Raw genomic sequence first — 26,530 nt, forward strand, 5'->3', positions numbered from 1 at the left:
GTACAGGCCCAGGCCTGCCGCGGCCTGCGGCAGGCCTGGGCCTGTCCCGTCTCCCTGCCCGTCCGTCTCCCCCGCCGTCAGACCGGCTTGGGCTCGGTCTCGGGCTCAGGTCCCGGCGGCGGGAGCGGGGTCGGCGGCGGGTCCGGCGTGGGCCGCGGCACGGGGCCGGGGCCAGGGCCCGGCGTGGGGCGCTCGGGGTCCGGCATCGGGTTGGGTCCGCCCGGGTCGGGGATCGGGCTGGGTGGCGTGGGGTCGGGGTACGGGACGGTCATGTCTCCTCCATGGGGGTCGGAGATCGGTCGTGTCCACTCTCTCCCGCCTCGCGTGCCCACGCCTGCCGAGTCCACGCGTCCTTGAGCCGTCGGACCTCAGTTCCCGGTGCGCCTGAGCCGCACGACGGGGATGTCGCGATCCGTCTTGGCCTGATAGTCCGCGTAGGGGGCGAAGATCTCGACGAGGCCCGGCCAGACCCTGGCCTTGTCCTCGGGCGACAGGGTCTCGGCGCGGGCGGCGAACCGCTCCTCGGTGCCCACGCGGAGCCGTACGTCGGGCTCGTCGACGAGGTTGCGGTACCACAGGGGGTGCTCGTCGGCACCGCCGTTCGAGGCCACGATGAGGTAGTCGTCGCCGTCGCGGCCGTAGATCAGGACGGTGCGGCGCAGCTGCCCCGTGCGCCGTCCGCGGTAGTCGAGCAGCAGGCAGGGAACACCCTGCACGCCGGTGCCCTTCGTGCCGCCCGACTCCTCGTACAGGCGGGCCTGCTTGGCCACCCAGCCCGTGGGACTGATCACGGCCTCTTCGTCCTGCTGCGCCATGTCCGCTCCTGTGAAGTGTGCGGTCGAAGGGGTACGCGGGAGCCGAGAGGTCACTCAACTCCCGCCGCAACCCTACGACTTGCTCTCCTCCTCGCACCGGAGAACGGCCGCACGCAGCCCCGGGCGCGGGCTGGAGATGACCGGTACGGGGAGGGTGGCGATGTCAGCCGCGCCCGCCATGGAAGCCTGGGCGAGGACGACGGAGTCGACGCCTTCCAGGGCATCGACGGCCTCCGCGATCAGGCGTACGTGGCCCTCCCTGTCGCCGGCCTCGAACCGTTGCCAGGCGCCTTCCACGAGGACCGTCGTGACGTCGACGGGCCGCCCGGCGCGGGCCGCCTCCTCCTCGACCAGTGCGCGGGTCGGCGCCAGGGTGCTCTCCAGCGTGGCGACGACGGCAACAGACCGCCCCGCGGCCACGGCGGCGGCCGCCATGGGCCGGTCGACCCGCACGAGGGGCACGCCGACGGCAGCGGCGCGGGCCTCGGTGACGGCGCCGATGGTCGAGCAGGTGCACAGGACGAGGTCGGCCCCCTGGTCGACGGCCTGCTCCAGAAGTTCCTGGATGTCGTCGGCCACCGCGTCGGGACCCTCGACGCGGGCCCGCGCGAGCAGGTCCTCGTGGACGAGATGGCGCAGCTCGAGCCCTGGGTGGTCCTCGTCCCGCAGCCGCTCGAAGACGGGGACGTGCACGGGCGAGGTGTGCAGCAGGGCGAGCGTCGCGCTCACCATGCGGCCGGGTCCGACTTCACCTTGGCCAGCGCGGCACTGACCAACTCGCCGGAGGCTACGGGCGCCTCATCGGGATGCCGCCCGGCCCACTTCACCACGTACGGGCACAGGGGCGCGACGGCCACGCCTTCCCGGGCCGCCATCGCGTAGAGCTCCCTGGCCAGCGATCCCGCGATGCCCTCGCCCTCGTGCGCGGGCACCACTTCGGTATGGACTGGCACGAGGGCGGATTCGGGTGCGTCAAGCGTGAAGTAGACGATCCGGCCGACGACTTCACCGTCCGCCCGCGCCTCGATGACGCCGCGGGCCCGGTCGTCGCGCATCTCGATCCCACTGCTCATCGGCTCTCCTGGAGGTCTCGCACCGCGTGCGGGCTGCGGGCCATGTCGTCGGCGCCCGGCACCGGCGCCGCCGCGTCGTCGCCGAGGGCCACGATGCGGTTGTTCTCACCCTCGACGTGCACGACCTTGGGCCGCAGGGTGCGCGCCTCGGCGTCGTCGACCTGAGCGTAGCTGATGATGATCACCCTGTCGCCGGGGTGCACGAGGTGGGCGGCCGCGCCGTTGATACCAATGACACCACTGCCGCGCTCGCCCTCGATGGTGTAGGTCTCCAGGCGGGCGCCGTTGGTGATGTCGACGATGTGCACGAGCTCGCCGGGCAGCAGGTCGGCGGCGTCGAGAAGGTCGGCGTCGATAGTGACGGATCCGACGTAGTGCAGGTCCGCCTGGGTCACCGTGGCGCGGTGGATCTTGGACTTGAACATGGTGCGCATCATGAGGCACTCCGGGAGGTAGGCTCCCTGCCTGCTTTGTGCAGGTCAAGGGCGTTGTTCACTGTACATCGGCACGCCTTCGACCCGAAGGCTTCCCCCGACGTCCAGCAGATCAACGCCGCGGTCCCGTATCCGGGACCTCGCCCACCTCCGCCGCCGCGGGATCGAGTACGCGCGCCAGGAACGTGCGGGTCCGCTCGTGCTGCGGGTCGCCCACCACGCGTTCGGGGGTGCCCTCCTCGACGATCACCCCGTCGTCCATGAAGACCACCCGGTCGGCGACCTCGCGCGCGAAGCTCATCTCATGGGTGACGACCAGCATCGTCATCCCCTCGTGGGCGAGCGAGCGCATCACCGCGAGTACGTCCCCGACCAGTTCGGGGTCGAGCGCGGAGGTCGGCTCGTCGAAGAGCATCAACTCGGGGTCCATGGACAGCGCCCGAGCGATCGCGACCCGCTGCTGCTGGCCGCCGGAGAGCTGCGCCGGATAGGACCGCTCCTTGTCGACGAGGCCCACCCGCGCGAGGTTGGCCCGCGCGACGCGCTCCGCCTCCTCCTTGCCGCGCCGCAGCACACGGCGCTGCGCGATGGTCAGGTTCTCCAGCGCCGTGAGGTGCGGGAAGAGGTTGAAGGACTGGAAGACCATGCCGATCCGACGGCGTACGCGATCGATGTCCACATCGGGGTCGGTGACCTCAGTGCCGGCCACCGTCACCGTGCCCGACGTGGGCTCTTCCAGGAGATTGACGCAGCGCAGCAGGGTCGACTTGCCGGAGCCCGAAGGGCCGATGACACAGACCACGTCACCGCGCCCGACCGTGAGGTCGATGCCCTTGAGCACCTCCAGATCGCCGAACGACTTGCGCAGCTCGCGCACCTCGATCGCCTGGCCCGAAGGTGCGGGCGCGTCGGGTGTCTTGTCCAACTTCACGGTGCTCACCTGGCTTTCGCCGTACGGGCCTCGAGCCGCCGCACCAGATGGCCGAGCGGGAGGGTGATGACGAGATACAGCAGTCCGGCGATCAGGATCGGGGTCAGGCTCTTGTGCTCGTTCAGCGCGTCCCGGCCGAAGTTGGCGAGCTCGAACTGGCCGAGCGAGAGGCCGAGCAGATACACCAGTGAGGAATCCTTGGTGAGCAGGATCAGCTCGTTGGTCAGCGGCGGCAGCACGATCCGGAACGCCTGCGGCATCACGATCGACACCATCGCGCGCCCCGATGACATGCCCAGCGAACGGGCCGCCTCCGTCTGCCCCTTGGGCACCGCCAGGATGCCCGCGCGGATCGTCTCGGCCATGTAGGCGGCGCCCACCAGGCCCAGGGACAGCATCACCGTGATGTCCATGTCGAGCGCGACCTCGAAGGCCAGCGGCACACCGAAGCCGAGCGCGATGAACACAAGGAGGGAGGGAATGCCGCGGAAGAACTCGATATAGGCGATCGCGATCCAGCGGTACGGAGGCACCGTGGACAGCCGCATCAGTGCGAGGACGATGCCGAGCCCCAGACCGAAGCCGAAGCCGAGCAGCGTGTAGTAGGCGGTGTTGACCAGCGCGGTGGTGATCACCTCGGGGAACAGCGCCTTGGCGATCTCCACGTCGAAGAACGCCTGGCGCAGTGTCCCCCAGTCGGCCACCAGCGCGAGCACGGCTATGGCGATGAACAGCACGGCGTACTGGACGCCGCGGAACAGCCGTGCCCGCCGCCTTCGGGACATGGACATACGGGCAGAACTCCTCTGGTCAGCCGTTTGAATGCTTGAGGTCAGCTCTGCGGAGTGGTGCCGAACCACTTCTTGTAGATCTTGTCGTAACTGCCGTCGGTCCGGGCCTTCTTGAGGACCTCGTCGACCTTCGTGCGCAGTGAGTCGTTGCCCGTGCGGAAGCCGATTCCGTACTTCTCACCGGTGTCGAACTCCGCGGTCACCTCGGTGTCCGGGTTCTCCTTGATGTATTCGAAGAGCACGCCGTTGTCGTTGATGCCCGCGTCGACCTTGCCTGCCTTGACCGCCGTGAGCAGCAGGCCGACGTCCTCGTACTCCACGAGCTCCACGTCGAGGTCCTTGCTCTCCTTCTTGGCGTAGATGCCGCCGGTGGTGGCCTTCTGGTAGCCGAGCTTCTTGCCCTTGAGATCCTCGAAGGTCTTGTAGGGCTGCCCCTTCTTGGTGATCAGCGCCTGGGTGGCGTTGAAGTAGGGGTCCGAGAAGTCCATGACCTTGTCGCGCTCGTCGGTGATCGTCATGCCCGCGGCGGCCAGGTCGCACTTGCGGATGTTGAAGTCCTGGCCGGTTTCGATGCCCTCGAAGGGTGTGTTGACGATCTCCTGCTCGACCCCCAGCTCCTTGGCGACCAGGTCGACCAGGTCCACGTCGAAGCCGACGATCTTGCCGTCCTTCTTCGACTGGAACGGCGGGTAGGGCAGATGCGTGCAGGTCTTGATCTTGCCGGACGAGACGAGCTTGATCCCCGAGGCGCCCTTGTCGCCGTCACTGTCGGACTTGGTGCTGGTGCAGCCCGCCATCAGCAGGCCGGTGACCGCGGTCAGGGCCATGACAGCCACCGGGGAACGAACGGACTTCGGGGTACGAGCGGACACAGGACCTCCAGGGCAGGCTCGAACCAGGGCGCGAGCGAGATCAACAGCGCTGTGTGCTGCGCAAGCTGCGGTGCATCCTGCCACCGGCCAGGGCTCTTGTCCCGCCCTCGGGATTGCGTATGGGTAACACAATCGATCTCTCCCGCATCACACCCTCCACGATGCAGCGGAACGGCGTTCGTCTTCCAGCCTTGTCAGTAGTATGGGGAGCGAAAGGTGGCCGCCGGTGCTCAGCCCTGAGATGACTGCGATCCTGCGTGATCTGCACGACGTCGGGCCGCCTCTGGGCGCCGACTGTGCGTCGGTGCTCGGTATAGATGATCTTGTGGTCTCCCTGGCGGTCAACGGCCAGATCACAGAGCAGCTGTGGTCGTCCGGAAAGACCGGTTCCGCCTTCGAGGACCTGCAGTTCACTCTGGGTGAGGGCCCGGGACCTGACGCTCTCCGGTGCAGAGAAGCCGCTTTCGCGCCCGACGTGGCTGCCACAGGGCCGCCGAGGTGGCCCAACCTCATTGCGGCGATGGCCCACCTGCCGATCCGGGCTGTGTTCTGCCTACCGCTGGCCCTCGGCGGCATCACGGTCGGTGTCCTCACCGGGCTGCGCTCCACACCGGGCCACATGACGGGCCAGGAAATGGACGACGCACTGGGCCTCGCCGCCGCCTTGACGCTCCAGTCCCTCGGCGGGGCGGAAAAGCGCATCGACGGCCAGGAAGACACGCTGCCACGGGGCGAGTTGCACCGGGCCGTCGTCCACCAGGCCACCGGCATGCTCAGCGTCCAGCTCGCGCTCCCGCTCAGTGAGGCGCTGCTGCGACTGCGCGCCTATGCCTTCAGCCGCGACAGGCCCATCACCGCTGCCGCCGAGGACGTGGTGTCCCGGCGCCTTCGCCTGGACGACGACCGTTCTCGACCCGACCCACCCAAGGAGCCGAGGGGATGACTCCCATGTCCCGTGAGCAGCAAGTATCCGATGTATTCGTGCAGGTCGCGGATTCCCTGATCGACGACTTCGATGTCATCGAATTCCTCGACGAGTTGTGCGCCCACTGCGTCAGCCTGCTCGATGTCTCCGCAGCAGGCATCCTTCTCGCCAACGAGAAAGGACTGTTGCACACGGTCGCCGCCTCCGACGAGAACACACATCTGCTGGAGATCTTCGCCATACAGCACGACCAGGGTCCTTGCCTGGAGTGCTACCGGACCCGCGCCTCCCGCACCGACATCGACCTGCACGATCACACGGCCAACAGCAGCTGGCCCGCGTTCGCCGGCCAAGCCCGCAAGAGCGGCTTCAAGACCAGCCACGTCTTCCCGCTGCGGCTGCGCACCCGCGCTCTAGGGGCGATGAATCTCTTCCACACCAGTCGGCAGGCGCTGAGCGAGCAGGACGCCTCGCTCGCGCAGGCCTTGGCGGACGTCGCCAGCATCGCCCTGCTGCAACAACGCGACCTCGGGCACGAGCAGATGGAGAAGAACCAACTGCAGCGAGCCCTGTCGAGCCGCATCGTCATCGAACAGGCCAAAGGCATCCTCGCCGAACGCTGGATGGTCAAACCCGACGCCGCCTACGGCGCCCTGCGCGCCTACGCCCGCGCCCGTCACCTGCGCATCTCTGACTGCGCCCGCCAGATCATCGACCAGCAACTGGACACCGACCAGATCCCGCGCCCGTAAGCGCCCGTGATCGCCATGAGCGCCCATGAGCGCCCGTAGGAGGCTCGTGCGCCGGACCGCGTCAGACCGATCGGGGCTGCCGCAGAGGGCGACTTGCCTGGTGCAGGCTCTGGATCGCCTGCCTGTAGGAGGCGATGAGCGAGGTCTGGAGGTAGTCCACGCCCAGGTCGTCACAGTAGCGGTGGACCAGGAGTTGGGCCTTGCGCAGGTTCGGCGAAGGCATGCTGGGAAACAGGTGATGCTCGATCTGGTAGTTCAGTCCGCCCAGCACCACGTCGGTGAACCAGCCCCCGCGCACGTTGCGGGAGGTGAGGACCTGACGGCGCAGGAAGTCGGGCCGGTCGCCGCCGGTGAGCGTGGGCATGCCCTTGTGGTTGGGGGCGAAGATGGCGCCCAGATAGAGCCCGAACAGACACTGGTGCACGACGACGAACACCACTGCCTTTCCCGGCGAGAGGAGCAAGAACAAGGCTCCGAAGTAGAGGAGGAAGTGTGCGGCCAGGAGCGTCCCCTCCAGCTTCCGCTGCTTCAGGGACCGGTCCGCCAGGGCGCGTATCCCCGCGAAGTGAAGGTTGAAGCCCTCCAAGCTCAGCAGAGGGAAGAACAGATAGGCCTGTGCCTTCCCGATCCGGCGAGGCAGGCCCCTTGCCGCCTGGGCCTGCGCCTGAGTCCAGACCAGGATGTCGGGGGCCACATCGGGATCGAGTTCCTCGTGATTGGGGTTCGCATGGTGGCGCGAGTGCTTGTCCTGCCACCAGCCGTACCCCATGCCGATTCCCAGGTTGCCGACGAGACGCCCGATCAGCGCGCTGGACCGGGTCCTGCGGAACACCTGACGGTGGCCGACGTCGTGCGTGACGAGTGCGATCTGGCCGAAGACCAGAGCGAGGAAGGCCGCGACGACGAGCGTCCACCAGCTGTCACCGACGGACACCAGGGCCAGGCAGCCGCCCGCGAAAGCCGCGGCCACCAGGGCCATCCGCGCGCCGTAGTAGAGGGGGCGGCGGCGCATCAGCCCCGAGTCCTTGATCTCCTTCGCCAGGCGAGCGAAGTCACTGCCTCGTGCCGGTGTGTCCACGGCTGTATCGGCGCGCTGCGGCGCTTGCGTGCTCATCGGCGGTCCTGTCGTCGCACCGGGCACCGTTCTCGGCTCGGGCGGCGCGCCTTCCGTGGGCGCCCGACGGTGCATGCGGCGCAGTGCACCGTATTCCCCCGGGCCTGACCGGGATCTCGCCCACGGTCCCGGTCGGGGCATGTATGAAGAGTCGTCGAAGTGCGGAGGGTGATCGGCATGATGCCTCTTTTCCCGCCACGGGCCCGATCAGCGCGGGCAGACGTCAGGAGAGACCGTCGCACGAAGATCCGGGTCAGGCGGTAGCGATGTGAGCTGGCACGCGGCCGTGGCGACGTGTCGTACAGATCGGGCCCGCACGGTCGTGGCGCGTCGCTTCCGTCTGCCCGCGTCGCGCCGAGGTGCGGACGCCAGTACGTCTTCCCGGAATCCAGAAAGGGCAGCCAAGGGCTGGGGCATCCTGCTTTCAGACTACACAGCGACTCGTTTACATCACGTAAGGGAAGAGACGACGAGAACCGGCTCTGCCTCACAGGCGAGTTGAGCGTCCGGTCTGGTCGGCGCCGTCCGGAAAGACCCGGGCGGGCACTCCTCGGTCACTTGCGGTACTCGCCCTTGCGGTGGTCCTGGCGCGTCCAGCTCCCTCGGCGCTGGCGTCGGTAGCGACGGTCCCAGCGGTCCTGACGATCTCGGCGGTCCCGATAGTCGCGGTACTCGGAGTGACCACCTCGGCCCCGTCCCCCCACACCACCACGCCCGTAGTGGACGGCTGCGAAGATCAGCACGGCTCCGGCCACCCACCACATGGGGTTGAGGAAGCCGAGGCCGAGCAGAGCAACAACGAGGATGACTGACAAGACGATCATGGGGCGCCTCCCGAGCGGAATGAATCATCGCTGCCGGGGACAGGGGCCTCGCTTCACAGCATAGCCCTGCCGGGGAGAAGGCGATACGCACCGATGTCATGCGTATCGCCGCACTCGGACGGCTACTTGACAGTTTGTCAGGATCTGACGCCGCAGCGGCACCACGCCCCGCACCCAACCCCACGCCGCTCTACGGCCGTTGACAACAGGCTGGAGCAGGCGTTCACTGACGGCACGGCGTAGGACCGTGCCTTTTCCCTTCAGGCGAGGCACTCCGCCTTCCCGTTTCGCCCGGACCCCGCGGAGCCAGGTTCCTCTCCGCGTTTCTGGAGGCTGGGCCATCTTCATGTGAATTCTCCTTCTGCTGATCCTTTCCGCTGATCCTGTTGATCTCCGGCTTCGGCCTCACCAGATCCTCTGATACAGAGCCGCGGCACTGCCGATCACCCTGGCTCGTCCCATGCGTCGTGTGCGACAGCAGCGGCGGCCGGACCAGGGGCGGAGCAGTCCGGCGACAAGGTCAAGAAGGCCTTCCGACGCTGACCCCAAAAGCGCTGCGGGTGGTTCTCACCTCGGCTGGATACCACCCGGCAGGCGCCAACGAGACACCAGACAAAAGAAGTTGATGGGAATGAACCGCAGTCCCGCACCAGGCCGGAGCCGGAGAGGGCAGCCATGTTCATCATCGTGATCATCGCCGTGGCCGTCATCGCAGCCACTGCTGCCTTCCTCTACGTCAAACGCACGCGCAAGCCCGGAGGCGGTAGGCGCGGCCTGCAAAATCGTTTCGGACCCGAGTACCAACGCGCCGTCACCGAGCACCACGACGACGTCATGGCAGCCGAACGAGAACTCAGCGAACGCGTGAGGCGGTACGGCTCACTCCAGGAGAAGCCGCTGTCGCCCGAGAGCCGCCAGTACTACGTGGCTCAGTGGGCCGAAGTCCAGGAGCAGTTCGTCTCATCGCCGCAGAAGGCGGTCACCGAGGCCGACATGCTGTTGGCACACCTTGCCAGGGACCGGGGCTACCCCGACGGGGAGCAGTTCGAGGAACGGATCTCCGCACTCTCCGTCCACCACGGCCATTGCGTGCGGGGCTACCGCAGCACGCACGTCGCTGCCCGCGGCCACAGCAGCACCGAGGAGATGCGAGAGGCCATGATCGAGGCCCGCAGCCTCTTCGAAGCGCTGGTGACGGCCCGGCCCGCCACGGACCAGCGCCACCAACAGACCGCCGACGGCCGCGGCCACTCGCCGCGGACATCCGGCAGGCGGCATGCCAAAGGAAGTGGGACATCATGACGTACGACCAGGAACGCACACAGGAACCCGCCAACCTGGGCCCGAAATCCGCGAAACGGCGCGCCGCGCAAGCGACTCCCACCGAGCCGACCCATCCGCCGCTCCAGACCGGCGCCACCAACGAAGCGGCGGGGCGGACCGGGAACCCGATGCTGATCCCGCAGGGTGACCGGGACAAAATGACCATGCGCCTCCAGCAGGCCCTCAACAGTTTCGTCGAAGACCCGCACGGGGCAGTCCGGGAAGCTGACGGCGTCTTCGACGACGCAGCCACCCACCTGACCAGCACCCTCACCGAACGACACCGCGCCCTGCGCGCCGGATGGCAGGACATGGGCACCTCAGCGCAGACGGAAGAACTCCGGCTCGCGCTCAAGCAGTACCAGGAGATCACCGAACGGCTGCTGCACATCTGAACCACGTCGAGGCCGCGACACGTCCCGTCCGGGCAGACTGCGACGGGCGGGACTCTCTCGAGATCCGTACGGCTGTGGTGGACGGAAACGCGGCCATGGTGCGTTCACGGAGGCGCTGCTCGGTTCGGTATTCGGGCACGCAGAAGTACGCCGGGCACGCAGGAGTACGCTGACCGCAGCGGGGACTTTTCGCGTACCGGCGCTGAAGGTGGTTCGGCCTTGCCACCATGACACCGGCTGCGTCGCGCCCGAGGCAGGTTCCGCACCCCATGACCGAGCGTTCATTCGCATCATTTCCCGCCGATGTCGGTATCGGATCGCCGGAGTACGGCCATGTCGGGGTCCGGGCCTACCGTCGAACACCGTTCAGCCCTGTCGGGTGCACGACGTGCAATGGCCAACACCCGATCGCGTCGCTTCCCGCCGCGTGTGCATCAACCCAGACCCCACTCCGTACGGCAACCGGCAGGAACTCTCATGGCCACCACTCTGCAGCCCTCGCTCCCCCCACAGCCCCTTCTCCGCCTGCGTCTCGCGCCCCCCGGCCCCCTGCCGCACCCCATCGACGGGGCGTGGTGGCCCTCCTCGTACGACCTGCTGACGGAACTGCCGCGGCTGCTTGCCGGGCTGCCGCAGGCCTGGGGTCACATCACAAGCGTCACGGTCAACGGGGCGACGTGGGCCGTGACACCCGGTCGGATGCTCGTGCTCAACCAGGTGGTGCGGCTACGCAGGTCCACCGCCGTGTCCGCCCCGGACACGATCTGCCTGCTCGCCCCCAATCGGGGGCGTTGGGACCTGCTGGTCGTAGCGCCCGAGACTCCGCTGGACGCCGCCGAGTCCCTCATGGCCGCCGCCGCGGGTGCCCCCACCTGAGTGTGCGGCTTGCTCCGGGCCCCGCGACGCGACCGTCTCGGCGAGCCCTGCTCAGGTGCGCAGCAGTCGCTGTGTGATCTCTCGGTACGCCCTCATAGCGTGCCGGAGTTCGTTCGGCTGCGTTTCGGGGCCATGGCCCTGCCACCCCTCGTGGAGGGCACGCCGTTGTTCCGCAAGGGAGCTGATGAGCTGGGCGGCGGCTTCATCGAGGATGCTCTCCGCCTCTTCCAGCGACTCGAGCGGGCCGGCGGCGAAGTTGTTGAGGGCCTCTTGGAGTCGCAGGGCGAGCCGGTCTCGTTCGTCCGTCGGGAGGAGCGGCTCCGGTCCCGGGGCGCGGCGTTCAGTGGAACCCCGGAGTTTGTCCGGCGGCAGCTGAGCACGTGCCTGGTCGTACATCATCGTGGTCACTTTCCTGTGCGTCGTGTCGGCGGAATGGGAACGGACCGGCCGGGCCGAAGAGCTGTGGGCCGGTCAGGAACCCAGGTCGGCGAGAGGTTCGGAGTCGCCGATGAAGGCGCTGGCCACGTGGACAGGCGGCGGTTGTAGGTGCCAGCGTAGTCGCGCGGCGCGGAGAACACCCGCTGCACGTCGATGCCCTGGCGTTCAACCGGGCAACCGCCCCCTGTTCGATCTGCACGCGACTGACGTGCCCGTGCTGTACGGCACTCAAGCGGCCACCTGCACCGGCTTCCCCGCGAACTGCGTGCGGTACAGCTCCGCGTACCTGCCGTCCACCGCGAGCAGCTCCTCGTGCGTGCCGCGCTCCACGATCCGCCCGGCCTCGACGACGAGGATCTGGTCTGCGGACCGCACCGTCGAGAGCCGGTGTGCGATGACGATCGCGGTGCGGCCCTCCAGAGCCTCGGCGAGCGCCTCCTGGACCGCGGCCTCGGATGTGTTGTCGAGGTGCGCCGTGGCCTCGTCGAGGATGACCACCCGCTGCTGGGCGAGCAGCAGCCGGGCGATGGTCATCCGCTGGCGCTCACCGCCGGAGAGGCGGTAGCCGCGCTCGCCGACCACGGTGTCGAGGCCGTCGGGCAGGGAGCGTACGAGGTCTTCGAGGCGGGCCCTGCGCAGGACGTCCCACAGGTCGTCCTCGGTGGCTTCGGGGCGGGCGAGCAGCAGGTTGGCGCGGACCGACTCGTGGAAGAGGTGACCGTCCTGGGTGACCATGCCGAGGGTCTGGCGCATGGACGTCGCGGAGAGGTCACGGACGTCGACCCCGCCGATCCGCACGGCCCCGCCGTCCGTGTCGTAGAGGCGGGGCAGCAGTTGCGCGATCGTCGACTTGCCCGCGCCGGACGATCCGACGAGCGCCACGGTCTGGCCGGGCTCGGCGCGGAAGGAGAGGCCGTGCAGGACCTCGTCACCACCACGGGTGTCGAGGGACGCGACCTCTTCGAGGGAGGCCAGGGAGACCTTGTCGGCGGCCGGGTAGCCGAAGCGGACGTCGTCGAACTCCACCGCCACCGGGCCCGACGGCACCTCGCGTGCGTCCGGCTTCTCATCGATCAGCGGCTTCAGGTCGAGCACCTCGAAGACGCGCTCGAAGCTGACGAGCGCGCTCATGACCTCGACCCGCGCTCCCGCCAGGGAGGTCAGCGGCGCGTAGAGGCGGGTCAGGAGCATGGCGAGGGAGACGATCGCGCCCGTTTCCAGGGTGCCGTTCAGGGCGAAGTAGCCGCCGAGCCCGTAGACGAGGGCCAGGGCGAGCGCCGATACCAGCGTGAGCGCGGTGACGAACGTGGACTGTGCCATGGCCGTGCGGACACCGATGTCCCGCACCCGGCCGGCCCGTGTGGCGAACTCCTGCGACTCGGCGCCCGGTCGGCCGAAGAGCTTGATGAGCGTGGCGCCCGGGGCGGAGAAGCGCTCGGTCATGCGCGTACCCATCGCCGCGTTGTGGTGCGCTGCCTCACGCTGGAGCTTCGCCATCCGGGAGCCCATGCGGCGCGCGGGCACGATGAAGACGGGGAGCAGGACGAGCGCGAGGAGCGTGATCTGCCAGGAGAGTCTCAGCATCATGGCCAGGCTCAGGAGCAGCATGACCACGTTGCCGACGACGCCGGAGAGCGTGTTGCTGAACGCGCGCTGGGCGCCGATCACATCGTTGTTGAGGCGGCTGACGAGCGCACCGGTGCGGGTGCGGGTGAAGAAGGCGACGGGCATGCGCTGCACGTGGTCGAAGACGGCCGTCCGCAGGTCGAGGATGAGCCCCTCCCCCAGGTTCGCCGACAGCCAGCGGCCGAGCAGGCCGAAGCCGGCCTCGGCGACGGCGATGGCGGCGATGAGCAGGGCGTACCGGACGACGAGCGAGGAATCCCCGTCCGAGACGATCGTGTCCACGACGCTGCCCGCGAGCAGGGGGGTCGCCACCGCGAGCATCGCGGTGACGATGCTCAGGAGAACGAAGTAGACGATGCGGCGTTTGTGCGGGCGGGCGAAGGTCCCGATGCGGCGCAAGGTGGCGCGGGCGAAGGGACGGCGGTCCTGCTCGGCGTTCAGGACGCTGTGCAGCTGGGTCCAGGCTGTCGTTTCCATGCTCATGGGAAGAAGGTAGAACCTCAAGTTTCCTTGAGGTCAAGCATCGGGGGCAGTACACCGAAAAGAGACCCCCGCGCGTCCCTGCGTCATCCCTTGACCCGCATGTAGCAGGAACGTACTTTTCGCTTCAACTCTTGTGGCCATCACAGAGGTTGTCGACTTCCTGATGCGAGAAGGCGAACACATGCGAGAGCTTCGAAGGCGTACTCTGCTGTCCGCGATCGGTGGCACAGCCGTCGCCGGGGGCGGCTTCACCGTGGCGGGCACCGGTATCGCCCAGGCCACGGCGCGGCGCCCGAGCCCCACGAGCCCCCTCGACCCGAGGATCCAGACGCTGCTCGACCGTATGACTGTCGAAGAGAAGCTGGGGCAGCTGCAGCAGCTCCCCTGGGCCGTCAGCACGGGCCCCGGTGGCAGCGAGACCAAGGACGTCGAGGACGCGGCGCGCGCCGGACGGCTGGGTTCGGTCCTGAACATCTTCGGCGCCAGGAGCAGCAACGCCCTGCAGCGCATCGCGGTGGAGGAGTCCCGGCTCGGCATTCCGCTGCTCTTCGGGCTCGACGTCATCCATGGCCTGTGGACCACGTTCCCGATCCCCCTCGCCCAGGCGTCGAGCTTCGACCCGGAGGTCACCAGGCGGGACGCCGAGGTGTCGGCGAAGGAGTCCCGCTCGAACGGCGTGCACTGGACGTTCTCGCCGATGATGGACGTCACGCACGAGCCGCGCTGGGGCCGCATCGCCGAGGGCTGCGGCGAGGACCCGTACCTCACGACGGCGTTCGCGGTGGCCAAGGTGGAGGGCTACCAGGGCGAGAGGGAGGGGAAGGACAGAAAGGGCGGTAAGGGCGAGCGGGGTTCGGGGCTCGGCGCCAAGGACCGCATCGCCGCGTGCGCCAAGCACTTCGTCGCGTACGGCGGAGCCGAGGGCGGCCGGGACTACAACACGGTCGACGTGTCGGAGTCGCGGCTTCGCAACCACTATCTGCCGCCGTTCAAGGCCGCGTTGGACGCCGGCGTGGCCACGGTGATGGCCTCCTTCAACACCATCAGCGGCGTCCCGGCCCACGGAAACTCCCACACGCTCACCGACATCCTCTACAAGGAGTGGGGCTTCGACGGCTTCGTCGTCAGCGACTGGAACGGCGTCGACGAACTCGTCGCCCACGGCTTCGCCGAGGACGGCGCCGACGCGGCCAGGCTCGCGCTGAACTCAGGCGTCGACATGGAGATGGCGAGCACCGACCTCGCCAAGCACGGCAAGAAGCTGCTGAGCGACGGCCGGATCAGCGAGCAGCGGCTCGACGAAGCGGTCGCACGCATCCTGCGCCTGAAGTTCGCGCTCGGACTCTTCGAGCACCCGTACGTCGACGAGGACGACGCGATCAACGAGCCGTCCGCCGACGCCCGCAAGGCCGCCCGCGAGACCGCCGCCCGCTCGATGGTCCTCCTCAAGAACGACGGCAAGGCGCTTCCGCTGAAGAAGTCCGCCGGGTCGATCGCGGTCGTGGGCCCGTTCGGCGACTCCGACGACCTGCTCGGCACGTGGACGTTCCCCGGCGCGGCGAAGAACTTCCCCTCGGGCAAGGTCCTCGCGGCGGTGAAGGCCGCCGCCCCGCGGGCGAAGGTGACGTACGCGAAGGGCGTCGACGCCGAGGGCAAGGACACCGGCGGCATCCCGGCGGCGGTCTCCGCGGCGAAGAAGGCCGACGTCACCGTCGTCGTGGTCGGTGAGCCCCCGGCGATGAGCGGCGAGGCGGCGGCGCGCGGTGACATCAGCCTGCCGGGCGGGCAGGAGAAGCTGATCGAGGCGATCGCGGCGACGGGCAAGCCGTTCGTGGTGGTCCTGGTCAACGGACGTCCGCTGACCTTCGGCGGCTGGCTGACGTCGGCGCCCGCCGTCCTGGAGGCCTGGCACCCGGGTCTCGAGGCGGGCAACGCGATCGCCGACGTGCTGTTCGGCGAGGTGAACCCGGGCGGCAAACTGCCCGTCTCGTTCCCGCGGACGGTCGGTCAGATCCCGGTCCACTACAACCACGAGTCGACGGGCCGCCCGTACAACGCGGACAACAAGTACACGTCCAAGTACCTCGACCTGCCTCCGGGCCCGCAGTTCGCCTTCGGTCACGGCCTCTCCTACACGTCTTTCGAGATCGGCGAGCCGAGGCTGAGCCGTGACCACGTCTCGGCGCGGGCGCTGCGCGGGGGCGACACCCTGGAGGTCGCGGTCACCGTCCGCAACACGGGCGAGCGCACGGGCGACGAAGTCGTGCAGCTGTACGTCCATGACATCGCGGCGAGCATCGCTCAGCCGGTGCGCAAGCTGCGGGGCTTTCGCAGGGTGACGCTGAGGCCCGGGAAGTCGAAAACCGTCCGATTCCAGCTCGGCGCCGATGACTTCGGGTTCTGGACGAACGCGGAGAACGGCGAGTTCCGTGTCGAGGAGGGTGCGGTGGACCTCTACGTCGGCAACAGCTCCGAGGCCGAGGCGAAGAAGAGGCTGACGATCACGTAGCGGCCCCGCGGAGGTCATGCGGGAAGGCCGGGACCCGTACGTAAGGGCCGGGACCCGTATGTCCACGGGCCCGGCCCTCGCGGGTCAGCCGAGTTCGAGCGTGGTCACGCCGAAGACCCGTTCCTCGGCGAGCTCCCGCACCGGGCCCGTGTACATACGGGCAGTGGGGAACGTGGGCTTCATGCCGCGCGTCTCGGCGAGGGCCACGGCGTGCGGCTGGGTCTCGGGGACGTCGATGATGACGGGCGCGCCCCCGGCGTCGGCCGTCAGCGCGTCGAAGAGTTCCTCCGCGTCGGCGCGTGTGTCCGCGAACAGGGGCCCGATCCGCAGGGCGCCCTGCGCCGGGCGGAGCACGCCGTACCCGGTGACGCGGCCGTCGACGATCCGGGCGAGGGCGCGGTGTCCGGGAGCGGTCAGCCAGGACTCCAGGAAGCGCGGGCGGTCGGCCGGGTAACTCGCGGCGTCGTATGCGGTGATGGCCCGCAGGCCCGCGGCCTCGACCGGCAGGATCCGCGCGCTTCTGGTGGCGTCTCCGGGCACGGAGCCCACGTAACGGATCGTGCGGTGGGCCAGCTCGAAGCCCGAACGGCGGTAGTTGTCCTGCTGGGCGACCACGCCGTCGAGACCGACGGTGCGCCTGCCCGCGTGGGCGAGAGCCGTGCGCCAGGTGGCGATGCCGTGGCCGTGGCCGCGCAGGTCGGGGCGGACGAGGTAGAAGCCCAGAAAGGCGTACACCTCGCTGTAGTTCACGACCGAGATCGCGGAGACGGGCTCGCCGTCGATGCGGCCCAGGAAGAATCCGTCGGGGTCCTGCGCGAAGAAGGACGGGCCGTCCCGCAGACCCGGATTCCAGCCCTCGTCCGCCGCCCATCCGCTGACGACCTGCCAGTCGTCGAGCGTCGCCCGCGAGATGGTGAGCCGCCCAGGGGCCGAATCCGTCATCGCTGCACCCTTCGTACGGCGGCCGATCTCACCGGCCGCACCGGAACCATCCTGCCCGACTACCCGCCCCACTACCCGAGTCATAAGCGCAGCTTTCAGGGGGGCTTGGCTCCGGTATTGGGATGGTTTGAGCCCGATATCTGCTGTGGGGGGATTTCCCGGCGGAGCCCTGGAAGGGTGGTCGGCGGGTGCGAGGCCAACTGTCCGTTCATTTCCGGCCTTTTCTCAATTAGCGCGCAGAAATGACCACTTGCGGTCATGGAACGGACGAGAAGACGATCGGCGCCGAACGCCGTCGCGACAGCGATGCCGCCACGGCAGTCAACAACGACCGTTCTTCCAGGAGGTTCCAGTGAACGACCGACTCGCACTCGGACCGGATGCCGCACGGCAACTGGCCACGACGACCAAGACCACTCCCCAGATGCGCGGCATCACCCCGCGCTACCTGCTGCGCGCCCTGCCCTGGGTGGACGTCGAATCGGGCTCCTACCGGGTGAACCGGCGCCGGACCTTCGTGCTCGGCGACGACCGCATCACCACGTACGAGGAGAGCGGATCGCAGCGCGTCGTGCCCGGTGACTTACGCGAGGTTCCCTACCTCCGCGACGCCGATGACGCGCTGCTCGCCGAGCTGGCCGGCTCCTTCACCGAGGTCCCCTTCGAGGCCGGACAGGTGCTCGCCCAGGAGGGCGACACCGCCGACCGGCTGTGGGTGATCGTGCGGGGCAGGGCCGAGAAGCGGGTGACCGGGCGGTACGGCGAGGACGCGCTCCTCGAAGTCATCGGCGACGGCCAGTTCTTCGACCTCGGTGCCTGGACCCGCACCGAGCAGCTGCCCTACCGCGTCAAGGCACTCTCCCCGGGCATGGCGCTGTGCGCGGACCGCGACGCGCTGGCGCGGATGGCCGACCGGGACGAGGCGCTGGGGGGCGCGGTCACCGCGTACTGCGAGGGCGACACCATGGCGCCCGGGACCGAGGTGCCGGTGGATCTGACCGCGGGGCACGTCGGGGAGCCGGACCTGCCGGGGACGTTCGTCGACTACGAGGACGCACCCCGTGAGTACCACATGACGCTCGCGCAGACGGTGCTCCGCGTGCACACACGGGTCGCCGACCTCTACAACGGGCCCATCGACCAGACCCGCGCGCAGTCCAACCTCACCATCGCGGCCCTGCGGGAACGCCAGGAGTCCTCGCTCCTGAACCACCCCGAGCACGGCCTGTTCCACAACGTCACCGCCGGGCAGCGCGTCCAGGCACGCACCGGCGCCCCCACCCCCGACGACCTGGACGAGCTCCTGACACGGGTATGGAAACAGCCCGGCTTCTTCCTGGCCCACCCCCGGGCGATCGCCGCCTTCGGCCGGGAATGTACGCGGCGCGGTGTGCCTCCGGTGACGGACAACCGTTTCGGCAGTCCGCTCCTGACGTGGCGGGGTGTGCCGCTGCTTCCGTCGGACAAGGTGCGGTTCTCGGGCGGCATGGGCGCCGGGCTCGGCACGACCGAGATCCTGCTGATGCGGACGGGCGAGGCCGAGCAGGGCGTGGTGGGCCTGCGTCCCGCCGGGGTCCCGGACGAGGTCGAACCGGGCCTGTCCATGCGGAACATGGGCGTCGACAAGAAGGGCATCACGTCGTACCTGATGACGGCGTACTTCAACGCCGCGGTCCTGGTCGAGGACGCCATCGCCGTCCTGCAGAACGTCGAGGTGTCCACCTACCATGACTATTCCTGACGTCACGACGCGAGGACCCGGCCCGCAGCCCGGCCCGCTGTCCGCCACCCCCGGCGTGGACGCGGGCGCGCTCCCGCAGCTCCAATCCCCGGGATTCTCCCCCGAGTCGGCCCGCCAGGACATCCCGATCCTGCACCGCACCGTCAACGGACACCCCCTCGTCTGGCTCGACAACGGCGCCACCACGCAGAAGCCGCGCCAGGTCATCGAGGCACTCGGCGCCTTCTACGGCACCGCGAACTCCAACATCCACCGGGGCGCGCACACCATGGCGCGCGAGGCGACCCAGATGTACGAGGCGGGGCGGTCGGCGGTCGCGCGGTTCCTGGGGGCGGGGTCGCCGGACGACATCGTCTTCGTACGCGGCACGACCGAGGCCGTCAACCTCGTGGCCCAGAGCTGGGGGCGGGCCAACCTCGGGCCCGGGGACGACATTCTGGTGGCCGTCCTGGAGCACCACTCCGACATCGTCCCCTGGCAGTTGATCGCGAAGGAGACGCGCGCCCGGGTCGTCCCGATCCCCCTCACCCCCGAGGGAGCGATCGACCAGGACGCGTACGCCGATCTCCTCTCCTACCGCACGCGACTCGTCGCCGTCAGCCACGCGTCGAACGTGCTCGGCACCGTTCCGCCCGTGAAGGAGATGACCGCCCTCGCCCACCGCTACGGCGCCAAGGTCCTGGTGGACGGGGCGCAGGCCGTCGCACACTTCCCGGTCGACGTGCGGGATCTGGACGCCGACTGCTACGCCTTCTCGGGGCACAAGCTGTTCGCCCCGACCGGCATCGGCGCGCTCTACGCCAAGCCGGAGATCCTGGAGGCCATGCGGCCGTGGCAGGGCGGCGGCAACATGATCGAGTCGGTCGACTTCACGCGGACCACGTTCGCGCCGGTCCCGCACCGCCTGGAAGCCGGCACGGGCCACATCGCGGGCGTCGTCGGGCTCCTTGCCGCGCTGAACTGGTTCACGTCCTTCGACCGGGACGCCGTCGCCGCGTACGAGACCTCGCTCATGACGTACGCGCAGCAGGCTCTGTCCACGGTGCCGGGCCTGGAGGTCCTGGGGTCGGCGCCCGAGCGGATCGCGGTGCTCACGTTCACCCTCGCCGGCCATGACCCGGCAGACATCGCCCAGTGGCTCGACCGCGACGGGATCGCCATCCGTGCGGGCCACCACTGTGCCCAGCCCGCGCTCGCCCACTACGGCCTGGAGTCGGCCGCCCGCGCCTCGCTCGCGCTCTACAACACGTCGGAGGAGGTGGATCAACTGGTGGCGTCCTTGCGGCGGCTGCAAGCGGCCTAGCGTCGGGGTGTCCGGTTTCCCGTGGGGCATGGTCGGATAGGCGGCGTACATCGACTGAGCTTCGGGAGGCCAGGATGTTCGTCCCGTTCGGGGCCCTTGATTTTCTGGACCGCGCCACGGCCGTCTACGGGGAACGGGTCGGCATCGTCGACGAGCCCGATCAGCCGGCCGAGCCCTGGGAAGGGCTCACGTATCGACGCGTGGGCGAGCTGGCGCGGGCCCAGGCCGCCGGTCTCGACGCGCTGGGGGTGCCGCACGGTGCACGGGTCGCGGTGGTCTCGCACAACAGCGCACGGCTGCTGACGTCGTTCTTCGGCGTCAGCGGCCACGGCCGGGTCCTCGTGCCGGTCAACTTCCGTCTCTCGCCCGACGAAGTGAGCTACATCGTCGCGCAGTCGGGGGCGAGCGTGCTGCTGGTCGACCCCGAGCTCGAGGACCGCCTCTCGGAGGTGACCTGCAAGCACCGCTTCACCCTCGGGGCGCGGGCCGACGCGGAGCTGTACCGGTTCGGCACCGAGCCCGAGCCCTGGGAGCACGACGAGAACGCCACCGCGACCATCAACTTCACCAGCGGAACGACCGCGCGCCCCAAGGGCGTTCAGATCACGCACCGCAACATCTGGGTGAACGCCCTGACGTTCGCGCTGCACGCCGGGGTCACGGACCGGGACGTCTATCTGCACACCCTGCCGATGTTCCACGCGAACGGCTGGGGCATGCCGTTCGCGATGGCGGGCATGGGCGCCCGTCAGATCGTGCTGCGCAAGGTGGACGGCGCGGAGATCCTGCGCCGGGTGGCCGAGCACGGGGTCACGGTGATGTGCGCGGCGCCCGCCGTGGTCAACGCCGTCCTTGCCGCCGCGCAGTCGTGGGAGGGGGAGATCCCGGGGCGGGACCGGGTGCGCATCATCGTGGCCGGGGCTCCGCCGCCGACCCGGACGGTGGAGCGGGTCGAGTCCGAGCTCGGCTGGGAGTTCATCCAGATCTACGGGCTCACCGAGACCTCTCCCCTGCTCACCATCAACCGCACCCGCGCCGAATGGGACGCTCTCACCTCGCAGCAGCGCGCGGAGAAGCTGGTCCAGGCCGGGGCACCCGCGCTCGGCGTGACGCTGCGCACGTCGGACGATGGCGAGGTGCTGGCCCGCTCGAACGTGATCCTCGAGGGGTACTGGGAGCGGCCGGAGGAGACCGCTCAGGCACTGGAGGGCGGCTGGTTCCACACGGGCGACGGCGGGTCGATCGGCGCGGACGGCCATCTGTCGATCAGTGACCGAAAGAAGGACGTCATCATCACCGGCGGTGAGAACGTCTCGTCGATCGAGGTGGAGGACGTGCTGTTCAGCCATGCCGCGGTCGCCGAGGTCGCGGTCATCGGGGTGCCCGACGAGAAGTGGGGCGAGACCATCAAGGCTCTGGTCGTCCTGGCCCCCGGCGCGCAGGCCACGGAAGAGGAGCTCATCCGGCACTGCAAGGACAACCTCGCCGGGTTCAAGGCGCCGACCTCGGTGGAGTTCCGCGGGGAGCTGGCCCGCACGGCCACCGGGAAACTCCAGAAGTACAAGCTGCGCGGGCCGTATTGGGAAGGTCGCGAGCGCGGCGTCAACTGATCCGCAGCCCTACCAGTCGGCGCTCGTGTGCGTCTCGCAGAGCTCGAAGACGGCCTCCCCGGTCTCCGGATCGGACCCGGCCACGGGCCGCACGCGCGCGCCGACCCACACGAGGTGCGGCGAGGCGCCCACGACGCGGCAACGGAACACGAAGCCCTCGGGAAAGCGGACGAGGGACTCGTTGCGCGCGGTGCCGGTGTAGCGGTTGACCACGCTGGACTGGACAACGACGCCCTCGCCGTCGCTCCGCTCGGACTCCAGATCACTGGAGGCGCACACCGGACACAGCATGCGCCGGAAGGACGCGGTGCCGCACCATCGGCAGCGCTGGTAGATCATGCCGGTTCGCTCGTGCTCTGTCGGCGCGATGCTCAATTCCTGCTGGGACACGTCTCGACCCCCTGCATTGGACCTGCACTCGGCTCGGATGTCGGCTCGGTCGCGCCGCGCTGGGCGCCGACGCATCCGCACCATATGGCACTGAGTGCCAAGAGGTAAAGGTACTGAGTGCTACTCAGTCGGATTCCTGACCGAGGGCGGACTCGACGCGCTGCACCACGCGCCACATGGGAGCTCGCTTCGAGACCACCATGACGACGACCTCGTCATCGACGTCAGCGGCTGCCTCCCCGCTCACGGTGCCGCTCCCCCACCCGTTGCGCACCAGCTCGAGCGCGTGGTCCACCGCCGCCTCGGCATCACCGTCGCCGCCCGAACGCAGCCAGGAGCGCAGGGCGTTGTTGTGCGCGGCGACCACGGCGGCGGCGATCACCTCGGCGCGCAGGGAGCCGTCCTCGGCGTCGGCGTAACGGCCGCGGAGGTAACCGGCCATGGTGCGTTCATAGCGGCGCACCACGGAGAGTTCGTACGTACGAAGGCCCGGGACCTCCTGCGTGAGGCGGTAGCGCTGCACGGAGAACTCGGGGTTCGTGGCGTACATGCGCAGCACGATGCGGGCCGCGTCGCACACGGCGTCCACGGGATCGACGTCGACGGCCGCTTCGAGGAAAGCCGTCATGTCGGCGAGGCAGCTCTCGTGGTCGGGGAAGACCGCGTCCTCCTTGGACGGGAAGTACCGGAAGAAGGAGCGGCGCCCCACCCCGGCCCGCGCCACGATGTCGTCCACCGTGGTCTGCTCGAAGCCCCGCTCGAGGAACAGCTGGAACGCCGCCGTGGCGAGCACCTCCCGCATGGGGGCCTTCACCTCCCGCATGGGGGCCTTCTTCGCTGGTCCGCGCGCCTCAGTCATGCGGGGAACGTAGCATCGTGAGGGCCAATCTGGCACTACGTACCTTTACAGGGGGTACTGAGTGCCATACCGTCGCCATAACGAACCACACCAGGTAGGAGAGCCGGCGTGAGCTTGAGGATCGTTGTCACCGTGAAGTACGTGCCTGACGCCACCGGCGACCGGCACTTCGCCGATGACCTGACCGTCGACCGGGATGACGTGGACGGCCTGCTGTCGGAGCTCGACGAGTACGCGGTCGAGCAGGCCCTGCAGATCGCCGACGAGGCGGATGACGCGGAGATCACCGTGCTGACGGTGGGTCCGGAGGACGCCAAGGACGCGTTGCGCAAGGCGCTGTCGATGGGCGCCGACAAGGCGGTCCATGTCGAGGACGACGACCTGCACGGTACGGATGCGCTGGGTACCTCGCTGGTCCTGGCGAAAGCGATCGAGAAGGCCGGCTATGACCTGGTGATCTCGGGTATGGCGTCCACGGACGGGACCATGGGTGTGGTGCCGGCGCTGCTGGCCGAGCGTCTGGGTGTGCCGCAGGTGACGCTGCTGTCCGAGGTGTCCGTCCAGGACGGTGTGGTCAAGGGCCGCCGGGACGGTGATGCCGCGTCCGAGCAGCTGGAGGCGTCGCTGCCGGCGGTGGTGTCGGTGACCGACCAGTCGGGCGAGGCGCGTTACCCCTCGTTCAAGGGGATCATGGCGGCGAAGAAGAAGCCGGTTCAGGCCTGGGACCTCTCCGATCTGGAGCTGGAGGCCGAGCAGGTGGGTCTTGAGGGTGCCTGGACGAAGGTCGAATCCGCCACCGAGCGTCCCGCGCGTACCGCGGGCACGATCGTCAAGGACGAGGGCGAGGGCGGCAAGCAGCTCGCTGAGTTCCTCGCGGGCCAGAAGTTCATCTAGTCCCGATTCGCTGACACGTCACGGAAATTGGAAGAGTCATGGCTGAAGTTCTCGTCTATGTCGATCACGTGGACGGTGCCGTCCGCAAGCCCACCCTGGAGCTTTTGACGCTGGCCCGCCGGATCGGTGAGCCCGTCGCCGTCGCGCTGGGCAACGGCGCGGGCGACACCGCTGCCGCGCTGGCCGAGCACGGCGCGGTCAAGGTCCTGACCGCCGATGCCCCGGAGTTCGCCGACTACCTGGTCGTGCCGAAGGTGGACGCGTTGCAGGCCGCCTACGAGGCGGTGTCCCCGGCCGCCGTGCTGGTGCCCTCGTCCGCCGAGGGCAAGGAGATCGCCGCCCGCCTCGCGCTGCGGGTCAAGGGCGGCATCATCACCGACGCCGTCGACCTGGAGGCCGACGGAGAGGGTGTGGTGGCCACGCAGTCCGCGTTCGCCGCCTCGTACACCACCAAGTCCCGGGTCTCCACCGGCACTCCGGTCATCACGGTGAAGCCGAACTCGGCCGCGGTGGAGGCCGCGCCCGCCGCGGGCGCCGTCGAGGCCCTGGCCGTGTCCTTCTCGGAGCAGGCCACCGGCACCAAGGTCACCGCGCGTACGCCGCGTGAGTCCACCGGCCGTCCGGAGCTGACCGAGGCCGCGATCGTGGTCTCCGGCGGCCGCGGGGTGAACGGCGCGGACAACTTCCACCTCATCGAGTCGCTGGCCGACTCGCTCGGTGCCGCGGTCGGCGCCTCGCGCGCGGCGGTGGACGCGGGCTGGTACCCGCACTCCAACCAGGTCGGCCAGACGGGCAAGTCCGTCTCGCCGCAGCTGTACATCGCTTCGGGTATCTCGGGCGCGATCCAGCACCGGGCGGGCATGCAGACCTCCAAGACGATCGTGGCGATCAACAAGGACGCCGAGGCCCCGATCTTCGACCTGGTCGACTACGGCGTGGTCGGCGACCTCTTCGACGTCGTCCCCGCCCTCACCGAAGAGGTCAACACCCGCAAGGGCTAACCCTGTTCTTACCGCAGCCCGGCCGCGCGGCATCAGCGCCGCCGGGCTGCGCTCGGCCTCCCGCCAACTCCGTCGCAGCCGGGGCCAGTTCGGTGTGGGCGCGCAGTGCCCTTGCCACTTCGTCGCGGCGGCCTTGGGAGGCAGGGCCAGCTCGTGACGCTCCGTCAGGAGATCCGCGGACTTCCGCTGTGCATATCTGCTTCCCCGTAAATGCGTTGGAGGCCCTGGGTCCTGCCGCATAGCGTTCCCCGGTCGATCAACGGTCTTGTTGATCGACAACGGACACGAGATGGGGAAGTCGCAATGGAGCACAGCGGATGGGCCGACGAGCGGTTCGGGGCGGTCGCGGACGCCTTCTCGCGTAGCTTCGACGAGTCCGGTGAACTCGGCGCCTCTGTCGCCGTGTTCGTCGACGGGCGCCAGGTCGTGGATCTGTGGGGCGGCATCGCGGATGAGCGGACCGGGCGCCGCTGGGACGAGGACACGGTCGTCCCGGTGTTCTCCTGCGCCAAGGGCGTCGTCAGCGTCTGTGTCCATCTCCTCGCCCAGGAGGGCCGACTGGATCTCGACGCTCCGGTGGCCCATTACTGGCCGGAGTTCGCACACGGCGGCAAGGAGGCGATCACGCCGCGCATGATCCTCGCGCACCGCGCCGGGCTCCCCGCCCTTGACCGCACCCTGAGCTTCGACGAGATCACCGCGTGGGCGCCGGTGGTCCGCGCGATCGAGGAGCAGAAGCCGCTCTGGGAGCCGGGAGCCGCCCACGAGTACCACGGGCACACCTTCGGCTTCGTCCTCGGCGAGCTGATCCGCCGGGTCACCGGCCTGACCCCGGGGACGTACTTCCGCGAGGCCATCGGAGACCGCATCGGACTGCGGACCTGGATCGGCCTGCCCGACGACGAGGTCGCCCACCTGGCCCGGCTCGTCGAGGCCGACGGCAGGCCGGGGAACCCCGACCCCGAGTCCCTGGTGATGCGGATCGTGACGATGAACGGCGCCTTCGCCTTCCCCGGTCTCGACGCACCGCACGGCTGGAACGACCCGGCCCTGCTGCGCGCCGAGATCCCCGGGGCGGGCGCGGTGTCGTCGGCCCGGTCCCTGGCGACGCTGTACGCGGCCGCGGCGACGGGGGTCGACGGCTCGCCACGGCTGCTCACCCGGGACACCGTGACGGACGCTGTGCGCGAACTCACGGCGGGGCCGTCCTGGTCCGGCTTCCCCGATCTTGGCGCCCGCTGGGGTTCGGGCTTTCTGCTCGATGCCCCTCGGTTCCGCCCGATGCTGGGCGCGCGGAGCTTCGGCAACGACGGGGCGGGCGGTCAATTCGCCTTCGGGGACGACGAGTTCGGCGTGGGCTTCGGCTACACCGCGAACCGGATGATCGGCCACGGCGACGCACGGTCCGCGCGGCTCATCGGGGCGGTCAAGGAGTGCCTGACGGGGGCGTGAACCACTGGCCGACCGCCGCCCCGCATTCAGCCCCGCCGGCCGTGCGGAACCGGTCGATGTCCGATATGCCGGTAAGGGAGCCAGGCGTTCCGGCGGCGGCCGGTGCGTATGCTCACCGACTCGAACCGGAATCCTGTTCGCGGTTTTCTGTTCGCGG

Annotated in this window: 27 protein-coding genes; 12 read left to right on the plus strand and 15 right to left on the minus strand. The window is 69.2% G+C overall.

Features of this window, described 5'->3' with window-relative positions:
- Positions 1 to 77 precede the first annotated feature (77 nt).
- The 8 genes from ACIBCK_RS25315 to ACIBCK_RS25350 all read right to left on the minus strand — a co-directional run bounded on the left by ACIBCK_RS25315 (position 78) and on the right by ACIBCK_RS25350 (position 4,871).
- Positions 78 to 272, minus strand: coding sequence for a hypothetical protein (locus tag ACIBCK_RS25315; RefSeq protein ID WP_399393755.1), 195 nt, complete (start codon positions 270 to 272; stop codon positions 78 to 80).
- 96 nt (positions 273 to 368) lie between these two features.
- Positions 369 to 815, minus strand: coding sequence for a nitroreductase family deazaflavin-dependent oxidoreductase (locus ACIBCK_RS25320; RefSeq protein ID WP_399393757.1), 447 nt, complete (start codon positions 813 to 815; stop codon positions 369 to 371).
- A 72-nt stretch (positions 816 to 887) separates the two neighbouring features.
- On the minus strand, positions 888 to 1,547 hold the full coding sequence (locus tag ACIBCK_RS25325) for an aspartate/glutamate racemase family protein (RefSeq protein ID WP_399393759.1): 660 nt from the start codon (positions 1,545 to 1,547) through the stop codon (positions 888 to 890).
- Positions 1,541 to 1,888 (minus strand): GNAT family N-acetyltransferase, encoded by a 348-nt coding sequence (locus ACIBCK_RS25330; protein WP_399393761.1) that lies wholly within the window; start codon positions 1,886 to 1,888, stop codon positions 1,541 to 1,543. Before ACIBCK_RS25330 ends, ACIBCK_RS25325 begins: the two co-directional genes overlap by 7 nt.
- A complete protein-coding gene (gene panD / locus ACIBCK_RS25335; RefSeq protein ID WP_399393763.1) occupies positions 1,885 to 2,325 on the minus strand; it encodes an aspartate 1-decarboxylase in 441 nt (146 codons plus the stop codon). The genes ACIBCK_RS25330 and panD overlap by 4 nt, the downstream gene beginning before the upstream one ends.
- 109 nt (positions 2,326 to 2,434) lie before the next feature.
- On the minus strand, positions 2,435 to 3,247 hold the full coding sequence (locus tag ACIBCK_RS25340; protein ID WP_399393965.1) for an amino acid ABC transporter ATP-binding protein: 813 nt from the start codon (positions 3,245 to 3,247) through the stop codon (positions 2,435 to 2,437).
- A gap of 11 nt (positions 3,248 to 3,258) precedes the next feature.
- On the minus strand, positions 3,259 to 4,044 hold the full coding sequence (locus tag ACIBCK_RS25345) for an amino acid ABC transporter permease (protein WP_399393765.1): 786 nt from the start codon (positions 4,042 to 4,044) through the stop codon (positions 3,259 to 3,261).
- 41 nt (positions 4,045 to 4,085) lie between these two features.
- The gene (locus tag ACIBCK_RS25350; protein ID WP_399393767.1) at positions 4,086 to 4,871 is read right to left on the minus strand and encodes an ABC transporter substrate-binding protein; all 786 of its coding nucleotides are present in this window, start codon (positions 4,869 to 4,871) and stop codon (positions 4,086 to 4,088) included.
- A 271-nt stretch (positions 4,872 to 5,142) separates the two neighbouring features.
- Here ACIBCK_RS25350 and ACIBCK_RS25355 point away from each other — a divergent pair, with 271 nt between their 5' ends.
- Together ACIBCK_RS25355 and ACIBCK_RS25360 are read left to right on the plus strand one after the other, a co-directional pair.
- Positions 5,143 to 5,859, plus strand: a complete 717-nt coding sequence (locus ACIBCK_RS25355) for a GAF and ANTAR domain-containing protein (RefSeq protein ID WP_399393769.1) — start codon at positions 5,143 to 5,145, stop codon at positions 5,857 to 5,859.
- 5 nt (positions 5,860 to 5,864) lie between these two features.
- A complete protein-coding gene (locus ACIBCK_RS25360) occupies positions 5,865 to 6,593 on the plus strand; it encodes an ANTAR domain-containing protein (protein WP_399393771.1) in 729 nt (242 codons plus the stop codon).
- A gap of 61 nt (positions 6,594 to 6,654) precedes the next feature.
- Here the strand turns inward: ACIBCK_RS25360 and ACIBCK_RS25365 are convergent, their stop codons facing one another.
- On the minus strand, positions 6,655 to 7,707 hold the full coding sequence (locus ACIBCK_RS25365; RefSeq protein WP_399393773.1) for a fatty acid desaturase family protein: 1,053 nt from the start codon (positions 7,705 to 7,707) through the stop codon (positions 6,655 to 6,657).
- 554 nt (positions 7,708 to 8,261) lie between these two features.
- On the minus strand, positions 8,262 to 8,531 hold the full coding sequence (locus tag ACIBCK_RS25370) for a hypothetical protein (RefSeq protein WP_399393775.1): 270 nt from the start codon (positions 8,529 to 8,531) through the stop codon (positions 8,262 to 8,264).
- Between the two features lie 675 nt (positions 8,532 to 9,206).
- Here ACIBCK_RS25370 and ACIBCK_RS25375 point away from each other — a divergent pair.
- The 3 genes from ACIBCK_RS25375 to ACIBCK_RS25385 all read left to right on the plus strand — a co-directional run bounded on the left by ACIBCK_RS25375 (position 9,207) and on the right by ACIBCK_RS25385 (position 11,125).
- Positions 9,207 to 9,833 carry a hypothetical protein gene (locus ACIBCK_RS25375; RefSeq protein ID WP_399393777.1) on the plus strand — a complete coding sequence of 209 codons (627 nt, stop codon included), beginning with the start codon at positions 9,207 to 9,209 and terminating at the stop codon, positions 9,831 to 9,833.
- Complete coding sequence (locus ACIBCK_RS25380) at positions 9,830 to 10,249, plus strand: hypothetical protein (RefSeq protein ID WP_399393778.1); 420 nt, start codon at positions 9,830 to 9,832, stop codon at positions 10,247 to 10,249. The genes ACIBCK_RS25375 and ACIBCK_RS25380 overlap by 4 nt, the downstream gene beginning before the upstream one ends.
- A gap of 477 nt (positions 10,250 to 10,726) precedes the next feature.
- The gene (locus tag ACIBCK_RS25385; RefSeq protein WP_399393780.1) at positions 10,727 to 11,125 is read left to right on the plus strand and encodes a DUF5994 family protein; all 399 of its coding nucleotides are present in this window, start codon (positions 10,727 to 10,729) and stop codon (positions 11,123 to 11,125) included.
- A gap of 51 nt (positions 11,126 to 11,176) precedes the next feature.
- Here ACIBCK_RS25385 and ACIBCK_RS25390 read toward each other — a convergent pair whose 3' ends face one another.
- A complete protein-coding gene (locus ACIBCK_RS25390; protein WP_399393967.1) occupies positions 11,177 to 11,524 on the minus strand; it encodes a hypothetical protein in 348 nt (115 codons plus the stop codon).
- A gap of 267 nt (positions 11,525 to 11,791) precedes the next feature.
- Positions 11,792 to 13,672: an ABC transporter ATP-binding protein gene (locus ACIBCK_RS25395; RefSeq protein ID WP_399393782.1), complete on the minus strand. Its 1,881-nt coding sequence runs from the start codon at positions 13,670 to 13,672 to the stop codon at positions 11,792 to 11,794.
- Positions 13,673 to 14,015: 343 nt separating this feature from the next.
- Here ACIBCK_RS25395 and ACIBCK_RS25400 point away from each other — a divergent pair, with 343 nt between their 5' ends.
- The gene (locus tag ACIBCK_RS25400; protein ID WP_399393969.1) at positions 14,016 to 16,181 is read left to right on the plus strand and encodes a glycoside hydrolase family 3 N-terminal domain-containing protein; all 2,166 of its coding nucleotides are present in this window, start codon (positions 14,016 to 14,018) and stop codon (positions 16,179 to 16,181) included.
- A gap of 84 nt (positions 16,182 to 16,265) precedes the next feature.
- Here the strand turns inward: ACIBCK_RS25400 and ACIBCK_RS25405 are convergent, their stop codons facing one another.
- Complete coding sequence (locus tag ACIBCK_RS25405; protein ID WP_399393784.1) at positions 16,266 to 17,123, minus strand: GNAT family N-acetyltransferase; 858 nt, start codon at positions 17,121 to 17,123, stop codon at positions 16,266 to 16,268.
- Positions 17,124 to 17,475: 352 nt separating this feature from the next.
- On the opposite strand from ACIBCK_RS25405, the gene ACIBCK_RS25410 reads away from it, so the two are divergent.
- From ACIBCK_RS25410 to ACIBCK_RS25420, 3 genes are all read left to right on the plus strand, one after another.
- Positions 17,476 to 18,864 (plus strand): family 2B encapsulin nanocompartment shell protein, encoded by a 1,389-nt coding sequence (locus tag ACIBCK_RS25410; RefSeq protein WP_399393786.1) that lies wholly within the window; start codon positions 17,476 to 17,478, stop codon positions 18,862 to 18,864.
- Positions 18,851 to 20,167 (plus strand): SufS family cysteine desulfurase, encoded by a 1,317-nt coding sequence (locus ACIBCK_RS25415; protein WP_399393788.1) that lies wholly within the window; start codon positions 18,851 to 18,853, stop codon positions 20,165 to 20,167. The genes ACIBCK_RS25410 and ACIBCK_RS25415 overlap by 14 nt, the downstream gene beginning before the upstream one ends.
- A 74-nt stretch (positions 20,168 to 20,241) precedes the next feature.
- On the plus strand, positions 20,242 to 21,777 hold the full coding sequence (locus ACIBCK_RS25420; protein WP_399393790.1) for an AMP-binding protein: 1,536 nt from the start codon (positions 20,242 to 20,244) through the stop codon (positions 21,775 to 21,777).
- 9 nt (positions 21,778 to 21,786) lie between these two features.
- On the opposite strand, the gene ACIBCK_RS25425 is transcribed toward ACIBCK_RS25420, so the two are convergent.
- Entirely contained in the window at positions 21,787 to 22,116 is a 330-nt protein-coding gene (locus ACIBCK_RS25425) for a Zn-ribbon domain-containing OB-fold protein (protein ID WP_399393971.1), read from the minus strand.
- Positions 22,117 to 22,291: 175 nt separating this feature from the next.
- The gene (locus ACIBCK_RS25430; RefSeq protein WP_399393792.1) at positions 22,292 to 23,026 is read right to left on the minus strand and encodes a TetR family transcriptional regulator; all 735 of its coding nucleotides are present in this window, start codon (positions 23,024 to 23,026) and stop codon (positions 22,292 to 22,294) included.
- A gap of 108 nt (positions 23,027 to 23,134) precedes the next feature.
- Between ACIBCK_RS25430 and ACIBCK_RS25435 the strand changes: the two genes are divergently transcribed.
- From ACIBCK_RS25435 to ACIBCK_RS25445, 3 genes are all read left to right on the plus strand, one after another.
- Positions 23,135 to 23,920, plus strand: a complete 786-nt coding sequence (locus ACIBCK_RS25435) for an electron transfer flavoprotein subunit beta/FixA family protein (RefSeq protein WP_399393795.1) — start codon at positions 23,135 to 23,137, stop codon at positions 23,918 to 23,920.
- Between the two features lie 38 nt (positions 23,921 to 23,958).
- Positions 23,959 to 24,921, plus strand: coding sequence for an electron transfer flavoprotein subunit alpha/FixB family protein (locus ACIBCK_RS25440; protein WP_399393797.1), 963 nt, complete (start codon positions 23,959 to 23,961; stop codon positions 24,919 to 24,921).
- Between the two features lie 303 nt (positions 24,922 to 25,224).
- Positions 25,225 to 26,373, plus strand: coding sequence for a serine hydrolase domain-containing protein (locus ACIBCK_RS25445; protein ID WP_399393799.1), 1,149 nt, complete (start codon positions 25,225 to 25,227; stop codon positions 26,371 to 26,373).
- Positions 26,374 to 26,530: the final 157 nt, after the last annotated feature.

It is taken from the genome of Streptomyces sp. NPDC051218 (genome assembly GCF_044455475.1).
GTDB lineage: Bacteria > Actinomycetota > Actinomycetes > Streptomycetales > Streptomycetaceae > Streptomyces.

Excerpts from the sequence above, each read along its gene's own strand:
- ACIBCK_RS25400 (WP_399393969.1), top strand. The coding sequence starts at position 14,016 with ATGACTGTCGAAGAGAAGCTGGGGCAGCTGCAGCAGCTCCCCTGGGCC.
- ACIBCK_RS25365 (WP_399393773.1), bottom strand. The coding sequence starts at position 7,707 with ATGAGCACGCAAGCGCCGCAGCGCGCCGATACAGCCGTGGACACACCG.
- ACIBCK_RS25445 (WP_399393799.1), top strand. The coding sequence starts at position 25,225 with ATGGAGCACAGCGGATGGGCCGACGAGCGGTTCGGGGCGGTCGCGGAC.
- ACIBCK_RS25425 (WP_399393971.1), bottom strand. The coding sequence starts at position 22,116 with ATGATCTACCAGCGCTGCCGATGGTGCGGCACCGCGTCCTTCCGGCGC.
- ACIBCK_RS25330 (WP_399393761.1), bottom strand. The coding sequence starts at position 1,888 with ATGAGCAGTGGGATCGAGATGCGCGACGACCGGGCCCGCGGCGTCATC.
- ACIBCK_RS25325 (WP_399393759.1), bottom strand. The coding sequence starts at position 1,547 with ATGGTGAGCGCGACGCTCGCCCTGCTGCACACCTCGCCCGTGCACGTC.
- ACIBCK_RS25430 (WP_399393792.1), bottom strand. The coding sequence starts at position 23,026 with ATGACTGAGGCGCGCGGACCAGCGAAGAAGGCCCCCATGCGGGAGGTG.
- ACIBCK_RS25370 (WP_399393775.1), bottom strand. The coding sequence starts at position 8,531 with ATGATCGTCTTGTCAGTCATCCTCGTTGTTGCTCTGCTCGGCCTCGGC.
- ACIBCK_RS25405 (WP_399393784.1), bottom strand. The coding sequence starts at position 17,123 with ATGACGGATTCGGCCCCTGGGCGGCTCACCATCTCGCGGGCGACGCTC.
- ACIBCK_RS25420 (WP_399393790.1), top strand. The coding sequence starts at position 20,242 with ATGTTCGTCCCGTTCGGGGCCCTTGATTTTCTGGACCGCGCCACGGCC.
- ACIBCK_RS25315 (WP_399393755.1), bottom strand. The coding sequence starts at position 272 with ATGACCGTCCCGTACCCCGACCCCACGCCACCCAGCCCGATCCCCGAC.
- ACIBCK_RS25350 (WP_399393767.1), bottom strand. The coding sequence starts at position 4,871 with ATGGCCCTGACCGCGGTCACCGGCCTGCTGATGGCGGGCTGCACCAGC.
- ACIBCK_RS25320 (WP_399393757.1), bottom strand. The coding sequence starts at position 815 with ATGGCGCAGCAGGACGAAGAGGCCGTGATCAGTCCCACGGGCTGGGTG.
- ACIBCK_RS25345 (WP_399393765.1), bottom strand. The coding sequence starts at position 4,044 with ATGTCCATGTCCCGAAGGCGGCGGGCACGGCTGTTCCGCGGCGTCCAG.
- ACIBCK_RS25360 (WP_399393771.1), top strand. The coding sequence starts at position 5,865 with ATGTCCCGTGAGCAGCAAGTATCCGATGTATTCGTGCAGGTCGCGGAT.
- ACIBCK_RS25385 (WP_399393780.1), top strand. The coding sequence starts at position 10,727 with ATGGCCACCACTCTGCAGCCCTCGCTCCCCCCACAGCCCCTTCTCCGC.
- panD (WP_399393763.1), bottom strand. The coding sequence starts at position 2,325 with ATGATGCGCACCATGTTCAAGTCCAAGATCCACCGCGCCACGGTGACC.
- ACIBCK_RS25380 (WP_399393778.1), top strand. The coding sequence starts at position 9,830 with ATGACGTACGACCAGGAACGCACACAGGAACCCGCCAACCTGGGCCCG.
- ACIBCK_RS25390 (WP_399393967.1), bottom strand. The coding sequence starts at position 11,524 with ATGATGTACGACCAGGCACGTGCTCAGCTGCCGCCGGACAAACTCCGG.
- ACIBCK_RS25395 (WP_399393782.1), bottom strand. The coding sequence starts at position 13,672 with ATGAGCATGGAAACGACAGCCTGGACCCAGCTGCACAGCGTCCTGAAC.
- ACIBCK_RS25415 (WP_399393788.1), top strand. The coding sequence starts at position 18,851 with ATGACTATTCCTGACGTCACGACGCGAGGACCCGGCCCGCAGCCCGGC.
- ACIBCK_RS25375 (WP_399393777.1), top strand. The coding sequence starts at position 9,207 with ATGTTCATCATCGTGATCATCGCCGTGGCCGTCATCGCAGCCACTGCT.
- ACIBCK_RS25440 (WP_399393797.1), top strand. The coding sequence starts at position 23,959 with ATGGCTGAAGTTCTCGTCTATGTCGATCACGTGGACGGTGCCGTCCGC.